Raw genomic sequence first — 18778 nt, 5'->3', positions numbered from 1 at the left:
CCGGTTCCTCTCCTGACCTGCGACTGCCCGCGGCGAGCCTACTAAGGGAAACCGATCACTACGTCCGATGCGCGAAACATCTTCACCGCGCGTTAACCGGGACCCGCGCGGCGACGGCGGCGAGGGCGTCCCAGGCGTCGCCGGGACGCAGGGTCTCGGCCGGGTCGCCGCCGAACGGATCGAGGACGACGGTGTCGGCGCCGAGCAGCCGGAGCCGCTCCAGGTCGTCGGCCACCTGGTCGAGGGTGCCCTCGCCGGCGCGCCGCTCCGGGCCGGTGACCGGCGACGGCGTCAGGCTCAGGACGATGCGCGGCTGCAGCTCGGGAACCGGGCGGCCGTGATCGCCGGCGATGGCCCTGAGGCGTTCGACGGCGTCGCCGAGCCAGGGGAGCGCCGGGTGCAGCGGGTGCCACGCGTCGCCGAGGCGCACGGCGCGGCGGAGCGCGGCGTCGCTGTTGCCGCCGACCCAGATCGGGATCTCCCCGGCGCGGTAGTCGTCGGCGTCCCGCCAGGCGGCACGGATCGCGGTCAGGTGCTCGTCCGTCAGCGCGCCGCGGCGCTCGTAGGGGACGCCGAGCGCCGCGAACTCCTCGCGCGCCCAGCCGACGCCGGCGCCGAGGACGAGCCGCCCGCCGCTGAGGTCGTTGAGATTGGCGGCCATCCGGGCGGTGACCAGCGGATGCCGGTACGGGACGATCAGCACCGTGGTGCCGAGCCGCACCCGTTCGGTGACGCCCGCCAGCCACGACAGCGTCGTGAACGGCTCGTAGAACGGCGGCGGGTACTGGGCCCTCACGTCCGGCGTGAGGACGACGTGGTCGGAGACCATCAGCAGGTCGAAGCCGAGGTCCTCGACCGTCCGCGCCCACTGGCGGAGGACGCCCGGGTCGGTGCCGGGCCCGAAGTTAGGAACGTTCACCCCGAAACGCACCGGACCAGGTTATCCGGGCGCCCGCGGTCAGCCGGCGGCGGCCTCGCGCTCTACCCGCTCGAACTCCGCGGCCATCGCCGCCGCGAGGGCGTTGGCGGCCGACAGCGGCCGGACCATGACCGTCAGGTCCTCGATCAGGCCGTTGTCGTTCAGCCGGAGGAAGTCGCAGCCGGTGAGCTCCAGGTCGCCGACCTTCGCCTCGAAGAGCAGCGCGTGGTCGCGGCCGCCCGCGCCGCCGATCTCCCGGACGTAGCGGATGTCGGAGAACACCCGCAGGACGGCGCGCAGGATCGCCGCCGTGATGGCCTTGCCGGGATACGGCTTGTACGCGACCGGGCTGGTGAACACGACGTCGTCGGCGAGCAGGGCCTCGATCGCCTCGTGGTCGCCGGCCTCGGCGGCCGCTCGGAATGGATGCATGTGCCCGTCCCCCGACAGTCAGATTATTGACTAGTGAACGAGAAGAATATTGTCAGAGCCGCTCGCCGTCCGCCACCGGCCGCGTCGTGGTTCAGGCGGCCGCGTCGTGGTTCAGGCGACCGCGTCGTGGTTCAGGCGACCGCGTCGACGAGGCCCCAGGCCAGGGCGGTCGGGGCGTCGAGCGGGGCGCCGGTCAGGGCGAGGTGGAGTGTGCGCCAGCGGCCGATGCGGCGGGGGATGCTGACCGTCCCGCCCGCTCCGGGGACGAGCCCCATCCCGATCTCCGGCAGCCGGAAGGTGGTGCCGGGCGCGGCCCGGACCGTCGCCGCGAACGCGGGGATCTCCACGCCCGCGCCCGCGCACGCCCCCTGCACCCGGGCCTCGGCTCGCCCGCCCAGCCGGTGGACGAGCAGGCCGGGGCTCGCGGACGTCCGGACGAGATGCGCGGTGGACGGATCCGGCGCGGTGCCGAATTCGGCGAGATCGCCGCCGGAGGAGAACACCGGCCCGGCGCCTTCGAGCACGACCCGCTTCACGGTGTCGTCCAGGAGCGCCAGTTCGAGCGCGTCGATCAGCGCGGCGCGGAGCCTGCGTCCGAGGGCGTTGCGGCGCCCCGGCAGGTTCAGGGTCACTGTGAGCTGGTCGCCGTCGCGGTCGAGCAGGACCGGATCGGGGACCGGCGGCGCCTCGGGACGCGGGTCGCGCGCGCCGAGCCACCGGGCGAACTCCGCGCCGCCGAGCAGCGTGGAGTAGGCGAATGACTCGGCGTCCAGGGCGGCCCGCACGGGGAGGGCCGGGGTGATGCGGAGCAGGCGCGCCAGCACCAGCGCCGCCTGGGGATGCGCGGACACGGCGGCGGCGACGTCCGCGAGCGCGGCCTCCGCGTCCGGCACCGGGACGAGCGGCGCGTCGTCGTGCGCGTCGCCTTCGGTCAGGGTGAGGTCGAGGGCTTCGGCGAGGGCGCGTGTGGCCGGGGCTTCGACGTCATGGCCGGTCACTCCGACCAGCAGCCGGTCGCCGTCGCGGGCGCGTTCGACCGCGTCGCCGAGGACGTGCTCCGGGACGGCCCCGTGACGCAGGTCGACGGCGAGCAGCGGCGTCTCCAGGTCGCCGGAGGCGTCGACGAGGGGGAGGCTCGCGGCGCCCGCTGCCAGCCCCGCCGGGTCGGTCGTCGGCACCGGAACCATAGGCTCAGTAGACCATGACCGAGTCCGATTCGGCGGCCGACTGGGCCGCGAGCGGGGCCGTCGCGCTGACCGGACGGCCGGACGGTCCGCCGCTGGTCCCGCCCGGCCGGGCCGCGACGCACGCGCGGGTCGCGGCGGCGCGCGTCGCCGAGCTGACCGGCGGCGCGGTCCAGGTGGACGGGGCCGCGCTGCTCGCCGAACGGGCCGCGTTCACCGGGGCCTCGCGGCGCGGCTCGGTGTCGGCCGGGGGCGGCTGCCGCCTGCTGCCGACCGCCGACGGCTGGGCGGCGGTGTCGTGCGTCCGCCCGGACGATCCGATGCTGCTGGGCGCGCTCATCGGCGCCGAACTCCCGCACGACGACGTATGGCCCCCGGTCGAAGCGTGGCTGCGCACGCACACGGGCGCGGAGCTGGCCGAACGAGCCGGGCTGCTGGGTTTGGCGGCGGGGCCGGTCGCCTCGGTTGCGCCGTCCGGCGAAGCGACGCCGCCGCCTGCGCGGGGACGGTCCGTCGACGGGCTGCTGGTCGTGGACTTCAGCGCGTTGTGGGCGGGCCCGCTGTGCGCGCACCTGCTCGGCCTCGCCGGCGCACGGGTGGTGAAGGTGGAGACCCCGGCGCGTCCGGACGGGGCACGCCGCGGGCATCCCGGCTTCTACCGGCTCCTGCACGCCGGGCACAGGTCGGTCGTGCTCGATCCCGGTGAGCGGTCCGGCCGCCATGCGCTGCGGGCCCTGGTCGAGAGGGCCGACATCGTGATCGAGGCGTCCAGGCCCCGGGCCCTGGCCCGCTTCGGCCTGGACGCGCACGCCTCCGCCGCCGCCGGGACGACCTGGATCTCCATCACCGCCGCGGGCCGGGCCACCGACCGCGTCGGGTTCGGGGACGACATCGCCGCGGGCGCCGGGCTCGTCGCCCGCGAGCCCGGCGGCGTCCCGCTGTTCTGCGGCGACGCCATCGCCGACCCGCTCACCGGGCTCACCGCGGCGGCCCGCGCCCTCACCTCGCCGCCCGGCGGGACCGGCTCGTTGCACGACATCTCCATGACCGGCGTCGTCGCCGCCACGCTCGACCCGAGCCCGTCGCCGTCCCCGGCGGCGCGCCGCAGCGGTGACGGCTGGGTCGTGGACACGAGCGGCGGCCCGGTCGCCGTCGCGCCGCCCCGGCATCGGACGCCCGCCGGACGCGCCGCCCGCAGCGGCGAGCACACCGCCGAGGTGCTGCGCGAACTGCGGATCCCCGTCCCATGACCGGGCGGTTGCTGCTGCGCGACGCGGAACTCCTCGACGGCCGCCGCGCCGACGTCCGGGTCCGGGACGGGCGGATCGCGGAGATCGCCGCGTCCGTGCCCCGCGAGGCCGGGGAGGAGGTCGTCGAATGCCGGGGCGGTTTGCTGCTGCCCGGCCTGGTCGATCATCATCTGCACCTGCACGCGCTGGCGGCGGCGCGGCGTTCCGTCCGCTGCGGACCGCCGGACGTGACGAGCCGGGCGGGCCTGGCCGACGCGCTCGCCGCCGCGTCCCCCGGCCGGGACGGCTGGATCCGCGGCGTCGGCTACCACGAGTCGGTCGCGGGCGACCTCACCGGCGCCGTCCTCGACGGGCTCTGCTCCCGGCATCCGGTCCGCGTCCAGCACCGCAGCGGCGCGATGTGGATGCTGAACACCCGCGCCGCGCGGGCCGTCCGCCTGGACGAGGCCGACCATCCCGGGATCGAGCGCGACGCCGCCGGAGCGCCGACCGGACGGATCTGGCGGGCCGACGACTGGCTGCGATCACGGCTCCCGCCCGGCGCGCCGCCGGGGCTGGCGGACGTCGGCCGCGACCTCGCCCGGCTCGGCGTCACCGCCGTGACCGACGCCACACCCGACCTGAGCCCGGACGCGCTCGCGGCGATCACGGCCGACGTGCGGGACGGGACGCTGCCGCAGCGCGTCCACCTGCTCGGCGCCCCGCTCACAGCCCGCGCGGGCGATCCGTGGAAGATCGTGCTGGCCGACTCCGGGCTGCCCGCGCTGGGCGATCTCATCGGGCGGATCCGGCGGGCGCGCGCGGCGGGACGTCCGGTCGCCGTCCACGCCGTCACCCGTGAGGCGCTCGTCCTGCTGCTGGTGGCGCTGCGGGAGGCCGGGTCCGTCCCCGGCGACCGGATCGAGCATGCCGCGCTCGTCCCGCGCGAGCTGATCGGCGAGATCGCGGACCTCGGCCTGGCGGTCGTCACCCAGCCGGGCTTCCTCGCCGACCGGGGCGGCGACTACGCGCGCGACGTCCCGGCGGACGAGCATCCCGACCTCTACCGCTGCCGGTCGCTCATCGCGGCGGGCGTCCCGGTGGCCCTGTCGTCCGACGCCCCGTACGGGCCGCTCGACCCGTGGGCCGTCATCGCCGCCGCGTCCGGCCGCACGCTCAACCCGGCCGAACGGCTGCCGCCGCGCCGGGCCCTGGACGCCTACCTCGCCCCTCCCGAGCACCCGGGCGGTGTTCCGCGGCGGCTGCGTCCGGGCGGCCCGGCCGACCTGGTCCTGCTGCACGTCCCGGCCCGGGCGGCGCTGGCGGCCCCGGCAGCCGACGCCGTCCGGCTCACCCTGATCGGCGATGTAATCTACCAGTCGGTTGGTTGACTGGAGGTGCCGCGGCTGCGATGGTTGAAGGGCCCTGACCGCCCCGATCATGGAGTGACGATGAGGCTCGCCGCCATCCGCCGGAACGGCGCCGACACGCTCGCGGTCGCGGGACGGGACGAGGACGGGACCGGCCGCGTCCGGATCGTCCCGCCGGACTCCGGCCTCCCGACCGCCGTGACCTCGCCCGACGACGTCGCCTGGCTGGCGGTCGCGTGGCCCGACCTGCCGGAGGCCGAGGCGGCGGAACTGCGGTTCCTGCCGCCGGTGCGGGTGCCGGAGAAGATCGTGGCGATCGGGCTCAACTACGCCGAGCACGCGGCGGAGGGCGGCCTGGACGTCCCCAAGGAGCCCGTCGTGTTCGCCAAGTTCCCCAGCTCGCTCGCCGCCCACGGCGACGTCGTCGAGTGGGACCCGGCGGTGACCTCGCAGGTCGACTACGAGGCCGAGCTCGCCGTCGTCATCGGCGCGGAGGCGCGCCGCGTGTCCGAGCGGGACGCGCTCGACCACGTCCTCGGCTACACGTGCCTCAACGACGTGTCCGCGCGGGACCTGCAGCGCGACGACGGCCAGTGGGTCCGCGCCAAGTCCCTGGACACGTTCTGCCCCATGGGGCCGTGGCTGGTCACGGCCGACGAGATCCCCGACCCGCAGGACCTGACCGTCCGGTGCCGGGTCTCCGGCGAGGTGCGGCAGGAGGCGAGCACCGCCGACATGATCTTCCCCGTGCGGGAGCTGATCGCGCGGCTCAGCCGGGCGTTCACCCTGCGGCCCGGCGACGTCATCGCCACCGGGACGCCGCCCGGCGTGGGCGCGGCGAGCACTCCGCCCCGGCTTCTGCGCGACGGCGACGTCATGGAGGTCGAGATCGACGGAATCGGCAGGCTGAGCAACGCCTGCCGGGAGAGGACGGCGCCGTGACCACCGCACTGGAGACCATCCCGGCCGGGACGCTGATCGACGCCGCGACCCGCATCCTGCGGCGCGTCGGCGTGCCGGACGCGGGCGCGTCCCGGGTGGCGCGGAACCTGGTCACCGCCGACCTGCGCGGCGTCGAGACGCACGGCCTCATCCGGCTGAGCGCGTACGTGGAGCGGATCGAGGCGGGCGGGATCGCCGCCGACCCCGAGATCGAGATCGTCCGCGACCACCCCGCGACGGCGCTGCTGGACGGCGGGAACGGGCTCGGCGCCGTGGGCGCGTCCGCCGCCATGGAGCTGGCGATGGAGAAGGCGGCCGCGTCCGGGATGGGGCTGGTCGTCGTCCGCAACATCAACCATTTCGGGGCCGCCGCCGACTACAGCGTCACGGCCGCCGAGCACGGCATGATCGGCTTCTCCGCGACGAACGTCCTCGCCCTGATCGCGCCGACCGGGGCCTCGGTGCCGATGGTCGGCAACAACCCGCTGTCGTTCGCGTTCCCCGGCGACCCGCCGGTGGTGTACGACTCGGCGATGAGCGTGTCGACGTGGGGACGCGTCCTCGTCGCCGCGCAGCGTGGCGAGCCGCTGCCCGAAGGCGCCTTCCTCGACGGCGACGGGCGTCCGACGACCGACCCGGCGGCGGTGCTCGGCGGCGGGACGCTCCTGCCGGTCGCCGGATACAAGGGATACGGCCTGGCGCTCTGCGTCTCGCTGCTGACCGGCGTGCTCGGCGGCTGGCTGTCGGACGCGCAGCTCACCGGCCACCGCCCGGACGAGCCGGGCGGCAACACCGCCGTGCTGGGCGCGATCGACGTCGGCGCGTTCACCGACCCCGCGGAGTTCGCGCGGCGCGTCGACCGCATCGGCGCCGAGATCCGGACGGCGCCGCGGCGTCCGGGCGTCGACCGCGTGTGGCTGCCCGGCGAGAAGGAGGCCGAGCGCGAACGGGAGCGCAGGGCGGAAGGGGTGCCCCTCGCAGGGCCCGTCCGCGCCGACCTGGCCGCGCTCGCCGCCCGGCTCGGCGTCGAACTCGGCGACGAGCTGCGCTGACCCCGGGACCCCGGGACCCCGGGACCCCGGGACCCCGGGACCCCGGTCAGCGGAGCGGGCGGAAGAACGCGCGGATGCTCTGCGCGACCGCCTCCGGCTCCTCCCATGATGCGAAATGCCCGCCCGCCGGCAGGTCGGCCCAATGCCGGACGTCATGGGTGCGCTCGACCATCTCCCGGGGGGCCTGGCGCGGCGGGGTGCCCGGCAGCTCGGGCGGCATCGCCACGCCCGTCGGGACCGGGAGGCGGGAGCCGGGCGCGATCGGCGGGTCGGCGCGCACCCGCTCGTAGTACACGCGGATGGACGAGCCGATGCTGCCCGTCGCCCAGTACAGGGTGGCGCTGGTGAGCAGATCGTCCTTGGAGTACCGGCGTTCGATGTCGCCGTCGCAGTCGCTCCACGTCCGGTGCTTGTCCAGCAGCCAGGACAGCAGTCCCGCCGGTGAGTCGTTGAGCGCGTGCGCCAGGCTGGACGGCTTCGTCCGGTGCACCGCTCCGTACGCGCCCTCCTCGGCGCTCCACGACCGCGACCGGGCGAGGAACTTCACCTCGGCGGACGTGGCGGGCCCGAACGGCGGATCGAACGACGGCGGCGGCAGCAGCACCGGGTCGTGCGTGTGCAGGCCCGCCACGGCGTAGGGGTCGGCGAACGCCATCCGCCCGCCGATGTACGCGCCGAGTCCCGTGACGTGCAGGCCGTACCGGCGATGGCCGAAGCCCTCGGTGACCAGCCGCGACAGCGTCTCCGCCATCCGCGCGTACCCGAAGCCCCGCTCGCGTGGCGCGTCGGAGAACCCGAAGCCCGGCAGCGACGGGACGATGACATGGAACGCGTCGGACGGGTCGCCGCCGTGCGCGCCCGGGTCGGCGAGCAGCGGGATCAGCCTCGTCATCTCCAGGTAGCCGCTGGGCCAGCCGTGGATCAGCACGATCGGCAGCGGGTCCGGGCCCGTCCCGCGCCGGGCGACGACATGGACGCCCAGCCCGCCCAGGTCGGCCCACCTGTTGGGGAGCGCGTTCAGCTTCGCCTCGGCGGCGCGCCAGTCGAAGCCGTCGCGCCAGTACGCGACCAGCTCGCGCAGGTAGCGGCCGCTCGTCCCGTACTCCCAGCCGGCGTCCGCCACCTCGCCGGCCGGACGGACGCGTTCCAGCCGCCACCGCAGATCGTCCAGCACGTCCTGGCGGACGTCGATCGTGAACGGCTTCACCCGCGCGCCCATCACACGCCCTGCTGGAAGTGCAGCGGCAGGCCGGGCTCCGGCCAGGGGCAGGAGACCAGCCGCCCGTGCTCGGCGAGCGTGAGGTAGGCGGTCGACATGTCCGGGCCGCCGAAGCAGATGTTGGTGACCATCCGGTCGGACAGCTCGTCCGGCAGGAGGTACTTCGTCACCCGCGCGCCGTCCGGGGAGATGACGGTGACGCCGCCCTGGATCAGCGTGCCGACGCAGACGTTGCCCGCCGCGTCCACCGCCAGCGAGTCGAAGTAAGCCAGCTCGGGGAGCTGCCCGGTGAGGGTGGACGGGTCGCGCGGCGGCGCGTCGTCCAGCTTGCCCGGCGCCGGGACGTCGCGTCCGATGAGCCGGGCCGTCGAGGTCTCGGCGTAGTACAGCCGCCCGTCGCCGGGCGACAGCCCGATCCCGTTCGGCGTCTCCGCCGGATGGACCGCCTCGCTGATCTCGCCGTCCGGCGACACGTAGAACACGGCGCCGAGGTCGCGCCGACGTCCCTGGATCTTGCCGGTGTCGGTGAACCAGTAGCCGCCCCCGGCGTCGAACACGATGTCGTTCGGGCCCGACAGCGGGCGCCCGTCGCACTGGGTGAACAGGACTTCGGTGGTGCCCTTGGCCATGTCGACGCGTTCCATCCGGCCGCCTTGCCAGACGTCCGGCCACTTGCCGCCGTTGTTGCAGACGTAGACGAGGCCGTCCGGTCCGAGGGCCGCGCCGTTGGGCCCGCCGCCCGTGACCGCGACGACCTCCTTGCCCCCGTCGGGACGGACGCGGGTGAGCCGCCCGCCCGCGATCTCGGTGACGAGGACGCTGCCGTCCCCGAGCGCCACCGGGCCCTCCGGGAACTCCAACTCCTCGGCGAGGACCGCGACGTCCGTCAGCCGCCGCACGGTGACCTGGTGCGTTCGCGTCTCCACGACGGGATGAAGGCTCATGAGGAAGGCTCGATTCGTGCGTGGAGGGGCTTGTCATCTGACATGAGGGCCCGGAGGGCGTCCTCCGCGTTCTCCAGGGAGAAGGCGTGGCTGGCGAACCGCTCCAGCGGCCACCGGCCCGACTCGATCAGCGCGACCGCCTGCTCCATCGAGCGCAGCGACCGCGACACGGCGCCCTTCACGGTGAGGCTCTTCGCGCAGGCGAGATCGACCGGGAACGGCGCGAGGCCGTCGGCGCCCTTCAGCCCGGCCAGCACGACCGTGCCCTTCCGTCCCGCCATGCGGACGGCGTCGGTGACGGACGCGAGCGACCCGGGCGTGGTGTCGATCACGATGTCCGGCGCCTGGCCGAGGGCCGCCGGGACGGCGTCGGCGGCGGACGTGTCCGTCACGTCCAGCGCGTGGTCGGCGCCCAGCTCCAGCGCCAGGTCGAGGCGCTCGCGGTCGGCGGCCAGCCCGGTCACCGCGATCGGCCCGGCGCCCGCCGCGCTCGCCGCGATCACCGACGCCAGCCCGCGCGGCCCCGGACCGAGGATCGCCACCGACGTCCCGTACCGGGCGCCGCCCAGGTCGAGCGCCCAGTCGACCCCGTTCGCCAGGACGTTGAACAGCGACGCCGCTGCCACGCTCACCGACCCGGACACCGGGACGAGGATCGCCTCGGGCGCCAGGTAGAGATGCGTGGAGAACCCGCCCCACAGGCCCGGCCCTATGTCGGGGCCGCGGAAACCGTAGATGGTGCCGTCCGCGAACTCCGGCGCCGTGCAGCCCCGCAGCCCGGCCCGGCACGTCCGGCAGCGTCCGCAGGTCAGCGTGGAGTGCACCGCGACCCGGTCGCCCTCGTCGAGCCGCCACCTGGCCCGCGCCGCCGCGCCGATCGCCACCACCCGGCCGACCGGCTCGTGCCCCGGCACCAGCGGGAGCCGCGCCGCGGTCCGCCCCTCGAACACCTCGACGTCGGTGCCGCAGATCCCGCACGCCTCGACTGCCAGCAGCGCGTCGTCGGCGCCGACCTCCGGCAGCGCCCGCTCGCGCAGCTCGTACTTCTCCGGCCCGGTCTGCACGATGAATCTCGCCGCGTCCATCCGGCCACCTCCTAATGGAACGTCTCGCCCGCGTTGACGTCGACGGTCTGGCCCGTCATCCCCGACGACAGGCCGGACGCCAGGAAGACGATCACGCGGGCGCACTCCTCGTCGCTGGTCAGCCGGGGCAGCGCGTTGTCGGCGACCATGCTCCGCGTCTCGGTCTCGGCGCTCGTGCCGCGCTCGGCGGCGAGCCCGTCGATGTAGCCGCGCAGCGTCGGCCCCCACATCCGGCCCGGGACGATCGTGTTGACCCGGACGCCGTACGGCCCGACCTCCCTGGCCAGCACCTGCGCCGCCGTCACCAGCGCCGCCTTCGCCGTCGCGTACGGGCCGCGCCCGGCCTTGATCCGCCGCATGCTCTGCGAGCCGACGAACACCACCGCGCCCTTGCTGCGCCGCAGCTCGGGCAGCGCCGCCTTCGTCATCCGCAGCGACCCGAAGAGGGTGACGTCCATCGTCTCCAGCCACGGCTCCAGGCCGGAGTTCTCCAGCGTCGTCCCGTGCGGCGCCGACGCGAACGCGTTGTTCACCACGCAGTCGACGCCGCCGAACTCGCGCCGGGCCGTCTCGACCAGCGCGGCGCAGTCGGCGTCGGACGTGACGTCGCACATCGCCTCCGCCACCCGCGCCCCGGTCGCACGCACCTCCGCGGCGACCTTTCCGAGCATTTCCCCGGATCGTCCGCCCAGCACGACCGAGGCCCCGGCCGCCGCGGCGGCGAGCGCCGTCTGCAGCCCGAGCCCCGGCCCCACCCCCGAGACCACCACCGTCCGGCCCGCCAGCAACCGGGTTCCGTCATACGTCTGCGGCACGTTCGTCCTCCTCACCGACGCCGATCATCAGCCGTGCGAGCCGCACCGGGTCGGCGAACTCCGCGGCGGGCCCGCTGCCGACCGGGCGGCCCTCCCGCATCACCACGACCGTGTCGGCGATCCCCAGCACCCGCGACGCGACCTGCTCCACGATCAGCAGGCCCACCGCGCCCTTCAGCCGCCGGAACGTGTCGTAGATCCGGTCGGCGACCGACGGCGCGAGGCCGAGCGACGGCTCGTCCAGCAGCAGCACGGCGGGCGAGGCGACCAGCGCCCGGCCGATCGCCAGCATCTGCTGCTCGCCGCCAGACAGCGCCCACGCGCCGCGCCCGCGCATCGACGCCAGCGCGGGCAGCAGGTCGTACACGTCGGCGATGGTGAACCGCGCCTCCCGGCCGCGTCCCGCGACCGTGGCGACCCGCAGGTTCTCCTCGACGCTGAGGCTGCCGAAGACCCGCCTGCCCTCCGGGACGTGGACGACGCCCGCCCGCGCGATCCGCCGCGGCGACCGGCCCGGCAGGACGGCGCCGTCCAGCCGCACCGACCCCCGGTGCGGGACGAGCCCCGACACCGCCCGCAGCGTCGAGGTCTTCCCCGCGCCGTTCGGGCCGAGGACGGCCACGGCCGCGTCCGCCGCGACGGTGAGGCTCAGGTCCTCCACGGCCCGCACCGGGCCGTACCGGACGGACAGCCCGTCAATTTCCAGCATCGTCCAGCTCCCCGATGTAGGCGGCGCGGACCCGGTCGTGGCGCCACACGTCCGCGGGCTCGCCCTCGTGCAGCTTCAGCCCCTCCTCCAGCACCACCAGCCGGTCGCAGACCTCGTTGAGCAGCGAGATCCGGTGGTCGATGAGCAGCACCCCGACGCCCTCGGCGGCGAGGTCCGCGATCAGCGACCGCAGCGCGGTGACCTCCGCGTCGTTCAGGCCGGCGGACGGCTCGTCCAGCAGCAGCACCCGCGGCTCGGCGACCAGGACGCGGGCCAGCTCCACCAGCCGCCGCTGCCCGTACGTCATCACCGACCCGGTGATCCCGGCCGCCGCGGAGCCGCCGACCCGGTCGAGCGCGGCGGCGGCGTCACGCTGCCGCACCCGCTCCGCGGCGCCCGCCCCGAACCGCCGGAACAGCGCGGCCGTCGCGCTGCGGCCCGTCGCCAGCCGGTGGCCGGTGCAGACGTTCTCGATCCCGGTGAGCTTCGGGTGCACCCGCGGCGTCTGGTACGTGCGGCGCACCCCCAGCCGGGCGGCGCGGCCCGGCCTGCACAGCTGCAGCGGACGGTCCCGCACGCTGACCGCGCCCTCCGCGTCCACCACCCCGGTCACCGCGTTGACCAGCGTGGACTTTCCGGACCCGTTGGGGCCGGTCAGCCCGACGCACATCCCGGACGGCACCGTCAGCGACACGCCCTTGAGCGCGTAGACGCCTCCGAAGTGCACGCGGACGTCCCGTACTTCCAGCGCGTTCACGGCCTGCCTCCTTGGACCCCGAGCGGTTCCGCGTCGGCGGCGCGGACCGGGGCCGCTCCCCGGAGCCGGGACCGCGCCCACGCCCGGGACCGGTCCCAGACGCCGAGCACGCCGTCCGGCATCGCCACCAGGACGATCAGCAGCAGGACGCCGTAGATCATCCCCGACCATTTGCCCGCGCCGTGCAGGATCTCGGGCAGCGGCGTGACGACGGCGGCGCCGATGACCGGGCCGAGCACCCGGCCCGACCCGCCCAGCACGACCATGATCAGCACCTGCAGCGCCATGGAGACGTCGAACGAGGTGATGGAGATGAACGTGCCGGTGCTCGCCAGCATCACCCCGGCGAGCCCGGTGAACGCCGCGTGCACGGCGTACGCCTCCAGCTCGAGCCGCCGGATCGGCAGCCCGTCGTTCTGCCCGATGTGCCGCAGGTCCTTCACCACGAGCAGGTCCCGGGCCCACGCGGACCGGTAGAGCAGCGAGCCCGCGACGATCGAGACCGCCGACAGCAGCCAGGCGATCAGGAAGACGCCCGCGAGCTCGGCGCCGTCCACGAGCCCGAACGTCACCGCCGGGACCGGGCCGACCCCGGACGCCCCGCCGGACAGCGACTGCCAGTTGACCAGCACGATCGTGATCAGCCCGCCGACCGCGACCGACGCGATCGCGAAGTACAGCCGGCTGAGCCGGATCGTCGCGAGCCGCACCACCACCCCGAAGACCGTCGTGGTCGCCACCGCCGCCGCCATCGCCGCCTCGGCCGGCATGTGCCCGGCGAACCAGGCGTAGCCGAACGCGCCGACCGCCGCGAAGCCCGCCGTGGCGAAGCTGAACTGGCCGCTCTGCGCGTAGACGATGCTGAACCCGACCGCCAGCACGACGTTCACCGCCGCGAGCGAGGCCACCGTCAGCAGGTAGCCGTCGCCGCCCGTGGCGATCACCCAGCCCACGGCCAGGTAGCAGACGAGCCCGGAACCCAAGGTTGTCGTCGCGCGTGTTGTCGTCGCGCGTGTCGCCGTCATCGCGGTTCCCCTTCCTGTCGTCCGGTCAGAACCGCTCGGCGGCGATGGGACGGGCCAGCCCGGTCGGCCTGACCAGCAGCAGCGCGAGCATGACGAGGAACGGGTAGGCGTTGGTGTAGGCGCTGGAGACGTAGCCGGTGAGCAGCTGCTGCGCCACCCCGAGCACCACCGCCGACGCGGCCACCCCGCCCATGCTGTCGAAGCCGCCGATGGTGACCGCGGCGAAGACGAACAGCACGATGCTGAAGCCCATCATCGGGCTGATCGCGATCGACGGGCCGAGCAGCACCCCGCCGAGGGCGGCGAGCGCCCCCGACAGCCCGAACGTGAGGAAGTTCAGCCCGCTGGCCGGGACCCCGTACAGCACGGCGACCTCGCGGTCCGCGGCGAGCGCCCGGACCATGCGCCCGACCTGGGTGAACTGGAACAGCGCGTACATGCCGGCGAACACGATCGCGGTGATGAGGATCGTCCAGAGCGACAGGACGGGCAGCGGCGTGCCGAGGACGTCCACCGACCCGTGCCCGAACGCGGACGGCACCGACTGCGGGTCCGACCCCTGCCACACGGTGAGCCCGGCCTGGATCGCCAGCGCTATCCCGAACGTCGCGACGGCGACGGTGAGTCTCGGCTGGTCCCGCAGCGGCACGAACACGATCCGCTCGATCGCCCCGCCGACGAGGAACAGCACGACGATCGTCAGCGCCACCGCCGCCATCGGCGCCATGCCCCCGGTGAACGCCAGGTACACGAACGCGCCGAGGGTCAGCAGGTCGCCCTGCGCGAAGTTGACCGCGCCGCTCGCCTTGTGGACGAGCACGATCCCCGACGCGACCAGCGCGTACACCGCCCCGGTGGAGAACCCCGCGAACAGCAGTGCGATGAACCTGTCCATCGCGGCCGCCTCAGTACGCTTCCGTGAGGCCGGAGACGACGCCGCCGAGACTCTCCCGGCCGCCGTCCAGCTTCACGATCTTGTAGTCGTGGATGAAGTTCTGGTCGGCGTCGGCGGTCGACTCCCCGCAGACGCCCTTGAACCCCTTGATCGACGCGAGGCCCTCGCGGAGCTTGGGGCCCTCCAGGCTCTTCGCGTTCTTGACGCCCTCTGCGATGAGCTTGACGGCCTCGTAGTAGTAGCCGTTGACGTACGAGCCGGGGTGCTCGCGGGTGTAGTCGTCCATGAACTTCTTCGCGGCCGGGTCCCGGTCCCGCGTCGCCTGCGGGCGGCAGGCCGCGACGAGGCTCGTGTTCGCCAGGTCGCCGGGGGACAGGAGCTTCACGCCCGCCTCCGCGCCGGGGTCGAACACGATCGGGAGCCGGATGCCGTTGGCCCGCATCTGCTTGACCATCAGCCCCAGCGGCTGCGGATACCCGAGCGCCACGACCGCGTCCGCGCCGCGGGTGGCGAGCGCCGCGTTCGTCAGGTCCGTCGCCTCCGGCGTGTACGAGGCGGTCCGCGCCACGGTGATGCCCTTGGCCTTGAGGCCCTTGACGACGTCGTCCTTGACGTGCGTGCTGGTGTCGTCGGTGGAGTGCGTGACCACCACGTTCTTCGCCTTGAGCCGCTCGGCGACGACGCGCGAGATCGCCTCCGCCATCCGGTCGACGCGGTGGTAGATGCGGAACGTCCACGGGTTGCCCTGCGGCTGGCCCGGGTCGCTCTCCCGCTGCGCGGAGACGTTGATCAGCGGCACCTCCGCCTTCGGCAGCAGCCCGAGGAACGCGTTGGTCTGCGCCGACACCGACGGGCCGATCAGCGCGTCCGGCTCGTCGGCGAGCGCCCGCTGCGCGGCGGTGCGGCCCTGCTGCGGGGTGAGGCCGCCGATGTCATAGAACTTGATCTTCACCTTGCGGCCGTCGACGCCGCCCGCGGCGTTGACGTCGTCGGCCGCCATCGTGATGTTGTCGGTGGCGCCCTTCTGCGCCAGCGGGCCCGTCTGGTACACGAGGGCGCCGATGTCGATCGTGTCGTCCGAGGCGGCGCCGCCGCCGAGGTGGCCGCAGCCCGCAGCGGCGGACCAGCAGAGGGAGGCGAGGACGAGGACGTGCAGAGACCCGGACTTCTGGACGCGCATTTGGGGGGTTCCTCTCGCGAATCACGCTTCTTGGAGCGCGGTCACCAGTTCGTCGTCGTGGTCGTCCGCGCCCCCAAAGGCGAACTCCCAGTGCTTCGCGCGGCGGGTGAACAGCTGCACGTCGGACTCCAGCATGAACGCCATCCCGGCGTGCACCTCGTGCGCGCAGTGCACGATGCGTTGTGCGGCGCGGCTGCCGTACGCCTTGGCGGCGGCGACCTCGCGGCGCGCCGGGCGGCTCTGGTCCAGCGCCCAAGCGGCCTGGCGGGCCAGCAGCGCCGTGAGGTGGCCGTCGACGGCGATGTCGGAGCACAGGTACTGGACGGCCTGGAACCGTCCGATGGCCTCGCCGAACTGCTCGCGCTCCCGCGCGTACCGGACCGTGATCTCCAGCAGGGCCTCGCCCGCCCCGGCGATCTCGGCGGAGCGGAGCACGGCGGCCCGGTCCAGCGCGGGGGCGAGCAGGTCGTGTCCCCGTCCCGGCTCGCCGACCAGCGCGCCGGCTGCCGCCTCGACGCCGTCGAAGGTGACCGCGAACAGCGGATGGCCCGCGATGTTGGGCAGCCGCTCGACGGCGCATCCGGACGGGTCGACCAGGAACAGCGTCACGCCCTCGGGCGCCTGCGCCGCGACCAGCAGCCATGACGCGACGTGCGCGAACGGGACCAGCAGCTTGGTGCCGCTCAGTCGATGACCCGTCCCGGTGGGCTCGGCCCGGACGGTGAGCGCGTCCGGGGTGTACTCGCCCGACTCCTCCGCCAGGGCTGGGACGACGATCGTCTCGCCCTCGGTCATGGCGGCGACGAGCGCGTCGCGTCCGCCCGCCGCCAGAAGCGCGTGCGCGGAGATCACCGCTGACGGGAGATGCGGGCTGGGCACCAGGGCGCGCCCCATCTCGGTGTAGAGGGCGACGAGGTCGGCGACGCCCGAGCCGGTGCCGGGATGGCTGAGGCTCAGCCAGCCGAGCCGGGCCATCTCGCGCCACAGGTCGGGGGAGTGGCCCTCCTCGCTCTCCTCCAGGTCCCGGACGGTCTGCGCCGGGCAGCGTGCGGCGAACAGCCGCCGGGCGACCGCGGCCAGCTCGACCTGGCGTTCCTCCGGGGCGACGTCCATGCGGGGATCCTCCTGTCGGGGAGACGGATCGGCGGGGGAGGCGGATCAGCGGGGGAGCCCCAGGCCGCGGGTGGCCAGCACCATCCGCTTGACCTGCGAGGTGCCGCCCGCGTGGTTGGCGTACGAGGCGCGGTACCAGGCCTCGGCGTCGCCGTGCATCGGCGCCCACCGGCTGCCGGTGCGCAGCTGGCTGAGCGGCCCGACGATCTGGTTGATCAGCTGCGCGAACCGCGGCTGGTTCTCCTTGTGGACGACATGCCCCAGCGCCCCCGCGAACGCCGGGGTGCGGCCGTTCAGGGCGTCGCCGAGGGACTCGTAGGCCAGCAGCCGCTCGGTCTCGACCATCATCGCCAGCTCCGCGAGCTTGGACCGGACGATCGGGTCGTCGATCAGCGGCCGCCCGCGCCGGACGGTCGTCTCGCAATACGCGACGACCGTGTCGAGCATGCGCTGGATCTCGCAGTGCCGGGCGGAGATGCCGCCGGCGGCGTAGAAGGCGCTCATGATGTAGGACCAGCCCTTGCCGACCTCGCCGATCAGCATGTCGCCGGGGATCCGGACGTCGTCGAGGTAGGTGTGGTTCTGCCGTCCGCCGCCGAGGTTGTCGAGGCGGGAGAACGACACGCCGGGCAGCGTGAGGTCCAGGCAGAAGATGCTGATGCCGCGGTGGCGCGGCGCGTCCGGGTCGGTGCGGGCGGCGAGGTACATGACGTCGGCGCGGTGGCCCCAGGTCGTGTACGTCTTCTGCCCGTTGACGATCCAGTCGTCGCCGTCGCGGACGGCGCGGGTGGTGAGTGAGGCGAGGTCGGAGCCCGAGCCCGGCTCGGTCAGCCCCTCGGCCCAGAAGGTGTCGAACCGGGCGATCTCCGGCAGGAAGCGGTGCTTCTGCTCCTCGGTGCCGCCGATCAGCAGCGTCCCGGCGGCCAGCCCGTACCCGATCATGTTGACGAACGGGGCGTCCCGCCGGGCGAACTCCTCCGCCATGATCAGCCGCTCGGTCAGCGGGCGGCCGAGCCCGCCGTACTCGCGCGGCCAGGTGAGCCCGATCCAGCCCTTCTTGCCGACCTTCTTCGTGAACTCGCGGGCGAACTCCCAGAGCTCCTCGTCCTCGGTGAACTCGTGGTTGAACTCCTTGTCGGCGGGGAGCTCCGCGTCGAGGAAGGCCCGGACCTCCCGCCGCCACCGCTCTTCCTCGGCGCTGAAGGCGAACTCCACTGCGGGCCTCCTCGGTCGGGCGGGCGCGTCGATGATCCGGATGGTAGCCCGCCGGCCGCCGGATGTCTACCAGACGGTTGGTAGATGTAACTACCGGTCGTCTGGTTGCGTGGAGGCGGTGGCGCCGCGGCTCCAGTCGGCGTGCACGCGCCGGGCGGCGATCCGCCAGCGGCCGTCGTCGAGGCGGAGTTCGTCCAGGTAGCGGACGCCCATGACCAGCGCCTCCCGGCGGCCCTCGGCGTCGGCGAAGTGGTGCGCGATGCAGTACGTCTCCGTCCGGACGAGGTCGTCGCCGTCCACCTCGCGGAGCTGGTTGCCCATGAAGTGCATCGTGCGGGGATAGCTCCGGACGCCGTCGAGAAGGCGCGGCAGGTAGGACCGCAGCGGCCCGCCGAACGACGTGCCCTCGACGTGCGCGTCCGGATGGAAGCAGTCCCAGACCATGCCGAAGTCGCGGCGGTCGAGGCCGTGCGCGTACCGCAGGATCACCCGCCCGGCGCCGGACTCGGCGTCGAGCCGCCGGACGATCGCCTCGATGCTCTCCATCGGTTCCTCCTCGATCTCGATCCAACATGACATGCGCGTCTTGTCTTCAGCCGGAGGAGGGTAGGTCCGAGCCCGCCCCAAAACCAGTCTGGACATCTGAATCACCTTGTTATACGGCGTTGCAGCGGTGTGCCGAAGGTAGTTGAC

The 18778-nt window shown here is 74.2% G+C and carries 19 protein-coding genes; 4 read left to right on the top strand and 15 right to left on the bottom strand.

Going from position 1 to position 18778, the window contains the following annotated elements:
- Positions 1 to 82: 82 nt before the first annotated feature.
- From ACH35V_RS14735 to ACH35V_RS14725, 3 genes are all read right to left on the bottom strand, one after another.
- On the bottom strand, positions 83 to 931 hold the full coding sequence (locus ACH35V_RS14735; RefSeq protein WP_395972710.1) for an LLM class flavin-dependent oxidoreductase: 849 nt from the start codon (positions 929 to 931) through the stop codon (positions 83 to 85).
- Positions 932 to 958: 27 nt separating this feature from the next.
- The gene (locus ACH35V_RS14730; protein ID WP_395972708.1) at positions 959 to 1351 is read right to left on the bottom strand and encodes a nuclear transport factor 2 family protein; all 393 of its coding nucleotides are present in this window, start codon (positions 1349 to 1351) and stop codon (positions 959 to 961) included.
- A gap of 131 nt (positions 1352 to 1482) precedes the next feature.
- On the bottom strand, positions 1483 to 2538 hold the full coding sequence (locus ACH35V_RS14725; RefSeq protein WP_395972707.1) for an enoyl-CoA hydratase/isomerase family protein: 1056 nt from the start codon (positions 2536 to 2538) through the stop codon (positions 1483 to 1485).
- 14 nt (positions 2539 to 2552) lie between these two features.
- Between ACH35V_RS14725 and ACH35V_RS14720 the strand changes: the two genes are divergently transcribed.
- The 4 genes from ACH35V_RS14720 to ACH35V_RS14705 are packed head-to-tail and all read left to right on the top strand — an operon-like array spanning position 2553 to position 7128.
- A complete protein-coding gene (locus ACH35V_RS14720; RefSeq protein WP_395972706.1) occupies positions 2553 to 3785 on the top strand; it encodes a CoA transferase in 1233 nt (410 codons plus the stop codon).
- Positions 3782 to 5155 (top strand): amidohydrolase family protein, encoded by a 1374-nt coding sequence (locus ACH35V_RS14715; protein WP_395972705.1) that lies wholly within the window; start codon positions 3782 to 3784, stop codon positions 5153 to 5155. The genes ACH35V_RS14720 and ACH35V_RS14715 overlap by 4 nt, the downstream gene beginning before the upstream one ends.
- 60 nt (positions 5156 to 5215) lie before the next feature.
- Positions 5216 to 6076 carry a fumarylacetoacetate hydrolase family protein gene (locus ACH35V_RS14710; protein WP_395972704.1) on the top strand — a complete coding sequence of 287 codons (861 nt, stop codon included), beginning with the start codon at positions 5216 to 5218 and terminating at the stop codon, positions 6074 to 6076.
- Positions 6073 to 7128, top strand: a complete 1056-nt coding sequence (locus ACH35V_RS14705) for an Ldh family oxidoreductase (protein ID WP_395972703.1) — start codon at positions 6073 to 6075, stop codon at positions 7126 to 7128. The genes ACH35V_RS14710 and ACH35V_RS14705 overlap by 4 nt, the downstream gene beginning before the upstream one ends.
- 46 nt (positions 7129 to 7174) lie before the next feature.
- Here the strand turns inward: ACH35V_RS14705 and ACH35V_RS14700 are convergent, their stop codons facing one another.
- From ACH35V_RS14700 to ACH35V_RS14645, 12 genes are all read right to left on the bottom strand, one after another.
- Positions 7175 to 8347: an epoxide hydrolase family protein gene (locus ACH35V_RS14700; RefSeq protein WP_395972702.1), complete on the bottom strand. Its 1173-nt coding sequence runs from the start codon at positions 8345 to 8347 to the stop codon at positions 7175 to 7177.
- Complete coding sequence (locus tag ACH35V_RS14695) at positions 8347 to 9291, bottom strand: SMP-30/gluconolactonase/LRE family protein (protein ID WP_395972701.1); 945 nt, start codon at positions 9289 to 9291, stop codon at positions 8347 to 8349. Before ACH35V_RS14695 ends, ACH35V_RS14700 begins: the two co-directional genes overlap by 1 nt.
- A complete protein-coding gene (locus ACH35V_RS14690) occupies positions 9288 to 10376 on the bottom strand; it encodes a zinc-binding dehydrogenase (RefSeq protein WP_395972699.1) in 1089 nt (362 codons plus the stop codon). The genes ACH35V_RS14695 and ACH35V_RS14690 overlap by 4 nt, the downstream gene beginning before the upstream one ends.
- An 11-nt stretch (positions 10377 to 10387) precedes the next feature.
- Positions 10388 to 11191: an SDR family oxidoreductase gene (locus tag ACH35V_RS14685; RefSeq protein WP_395972698.1), complete on the bottom strand. Its 804-nt coding sequence runs from the start codon at positions 11189 to 11191 to the stop codon at positions 10388 to 10390.
- Positions 11175 to 11900 carry an ABC transporter ATP-binding protein gene (locus tag ACH35V_RS14680; RefSeq protein WP_395972697.1) on the bottom strand — a complete coding sequence of 242 codons (726 nt, stop codon included), beginning with the start codon at positions 11898 to 11900 and terminating at the stop codon, positions 11175 to 11177. Before ACH35V_RS14680 ends, ACH35V_RS14685 begins: the two co-directional genes overlap by 17 nt.
- Positions 11887 to 12657 carry an ABC transporter ATP-binding protein gene (locus tag ACH35V_RS14675; protein WP_395972695.1) on the bottom strand — a complete coding sequence of 257 codons (771 nt, stop codon included), beginning with the start codon at positions 12655 to 12657 and terminating at the stop codon, positions 11887 to 11889. Before ACH35V_RS14675 ends, ACH35V_RS14680 begins: the two co-directional genes overlap by 14 nt.
- Positions 12654 to 13682 (bottom strand): branched-chain amino acid ABC transporter permease, encoded by a 1029-nt coding sequence (locus ACH35V_RS14670; RefSeq protein WP_395972693.1) that lies wholly within the window; start codon positions 13680 to 13682, stop codon positions 12654 to 12656. Before ACH35V_RS14670 ends, ACH35V_RS14675 begins: the two co-directional genes overlap by 4 nt.
- Before the next feature lie 25 nt (positions 13683 to 13707).
- On the bottom strand, positions 13708 to 14577 hold the full coding sequence (locus tag ACH35V_RS14665) for a branched-chain amino acid ABC transporter permease (protein WP_395972691.1): 870 nt from the start codon (positions 14575 to 14577) through the stop codon (positions 13708 to 13710).
- Positions 14578 to 14587: 10 nt separating this feature from the next.
- Entirely contained in the window at positions 14588 to 15757 is a 1170-nt protein-coding gene (locus tag ACH35V_RS14660; protein WP_395972689.1) for an ABC transporter substrate-binding protein, read from the bottom strand.
- A 21-nt stretch (positions 15758 to 15778) separates the two neighbouring features.
- The gene (locus ACH35V_RS14655; RefSeq protein ID WP_395972687.1) at positions 15779 to 16870 is read right to left on the bottom strand and encodes an acyl-CoA dehydrogenase family protein; all 1092 of its coding nucleotides are present in this window, start codon (positions 16868 to 16870) and stop codon (positions 15779 to 15781) included.
- A 45-nt stretch (positions 16871 to 16915) separates the two neighbouring features.
- Positions 16916 to 18085: an acyl-CoA dehydrogenase family protein gene (locus ACH35V_RS14650; RefSeq protein WP_395972686.1), complete on the bottom strand. Its 1170-nt coding sequence runs from the start codon at positions 18083 to 18085 to the stop codon at positions 16916 to 16918.
- 90 nt (positions 18086 to 18175) lie between these two features.
- Positions 18176 to 18631 carry a nuclear transport factor 2 family protein gene (locus tag ACH35V_RS14645; RefSeq protein WP_395972685.1) on the bottom strand — a complete coding sequence of 152 codons (456 nt, stop codon included), beginning with the start codon at positions 18629 to 18631 and terminating at the stop codon, positions 18176 to 18178.
- Positions 18632 to 18778: the final 147 nt, after the last annotated feature.

The sequence above is a fragment of the Actinomadura sp. 1N219 genome, from assembly GCF_044326405.1.
GTDB lineage: Bacteria > Actinomycetota > Actinomycetes > Streptosporangiales > Streptosporangiaceae > Spirillospora.
The sequence above is the reverse complement of the archived record's forward strand: the minus strand, read 5'-3'. Positions and strand labels throughout refer to the sequence as shown.

Coding starts and splice junctions, on each gene's coding strand:
- ACH35V_RS14700 (WP_395972702.1), bottom strand. CDS start 8,347: ATGGGCGCGCGGGTGAAGCCGTTCACGATCGACGTCCGCCAGGACGTG.
- ACH35V_RS14655 (WP_395972687.1), bottom strand. CDS start 16,870: ATGGACGTCGCCCCGGAGGAACGCCAGGTCGAGCTGGCCGCGGTCGCC.
- ACH35V_RS14690 (WP_395972699.1), bottom strand. CDS start 10,376: ATGGACGCGGCGAGATTCATCGTGCAGACCGGGCCGGAGAAGTACGAG.
- ACH35V_RS14665 (WP_395972691.1), bottom strand. CDS start 14,577: ATGGACAGGTTCATCGCACTGCTGTTCGCGGGGTTCTCCACCGGGGCG.
- ACH35V_RS14730 (WP_395972708.1), bottom strand. CDS start 1,351: ATGCATCCATTCCGAGCGGCCGCCGAGGCCGGCGACCACGAGGCGATC.
- ACH35V_RS14720 (WP_395972706.1), top strand. CDS start 2,553: ATGACCGAGTCCGATTCGGCGGCCGACTGGGCCGCGAGCGGGGCCGTC.
- ACH35V_RS14670 (WP_395972693.1), bottom strand. CDS start 13,682: ATGACGGCGACACGCGCGACGACAACACGCGCGACGACAACCTTGGGT.
- ACH35V_RS14725 (WP_395972707.1), bottom strand. CDS start 2,538: ATGGTTCCGGTGCCGACGACCGACCCGGCGGGGCTGGCAGCGGGCGCC.
- ACH35V_RS14695 (WP_395972701.1), bottom strand. CDS start 9,291: ATGAGCCTTCATCCCGTCGTGGAGACGCGAACGCACCAGGTCACCGTG.
- ACH35V_RS14660 (WP_395972689.1), bottom strand. CDS start 15,757: ATGCGCGTCCAGAAGTCCGGGTCTCTGCACGTCCTCGTCCTCGCCTCC.
- ACH35V_RS14680 (WP_395972697.1), bottom strand. CDS start 11,900: ATGCTGGAAATTGACGGGCTGTCCGTCCGGTACGGCCCGGTGCGGGCC.
- ACH35V_RS14645 (WP_395972685.1), bottom strand. CDS start 18,631: ATGGAGAGCATCGAGGCGATCGTCCGGCGGCTCGACGCCGAGTCCGGC.
- ACH35V_RS14715 (WP_395972705.1), top strand. CDS start 3,782: ATGACCGGGCGGTTGCTGCTGCGCGACGCGGAACTCCTCGACGGCCGC.
- ACH35V_RS14710 (WP_395972704.1), top strand. CDS start 5,216: ATGAGGCTCGCCGCCATCCGCCGGAACGGCGCCGACACGCTCGCGGTC.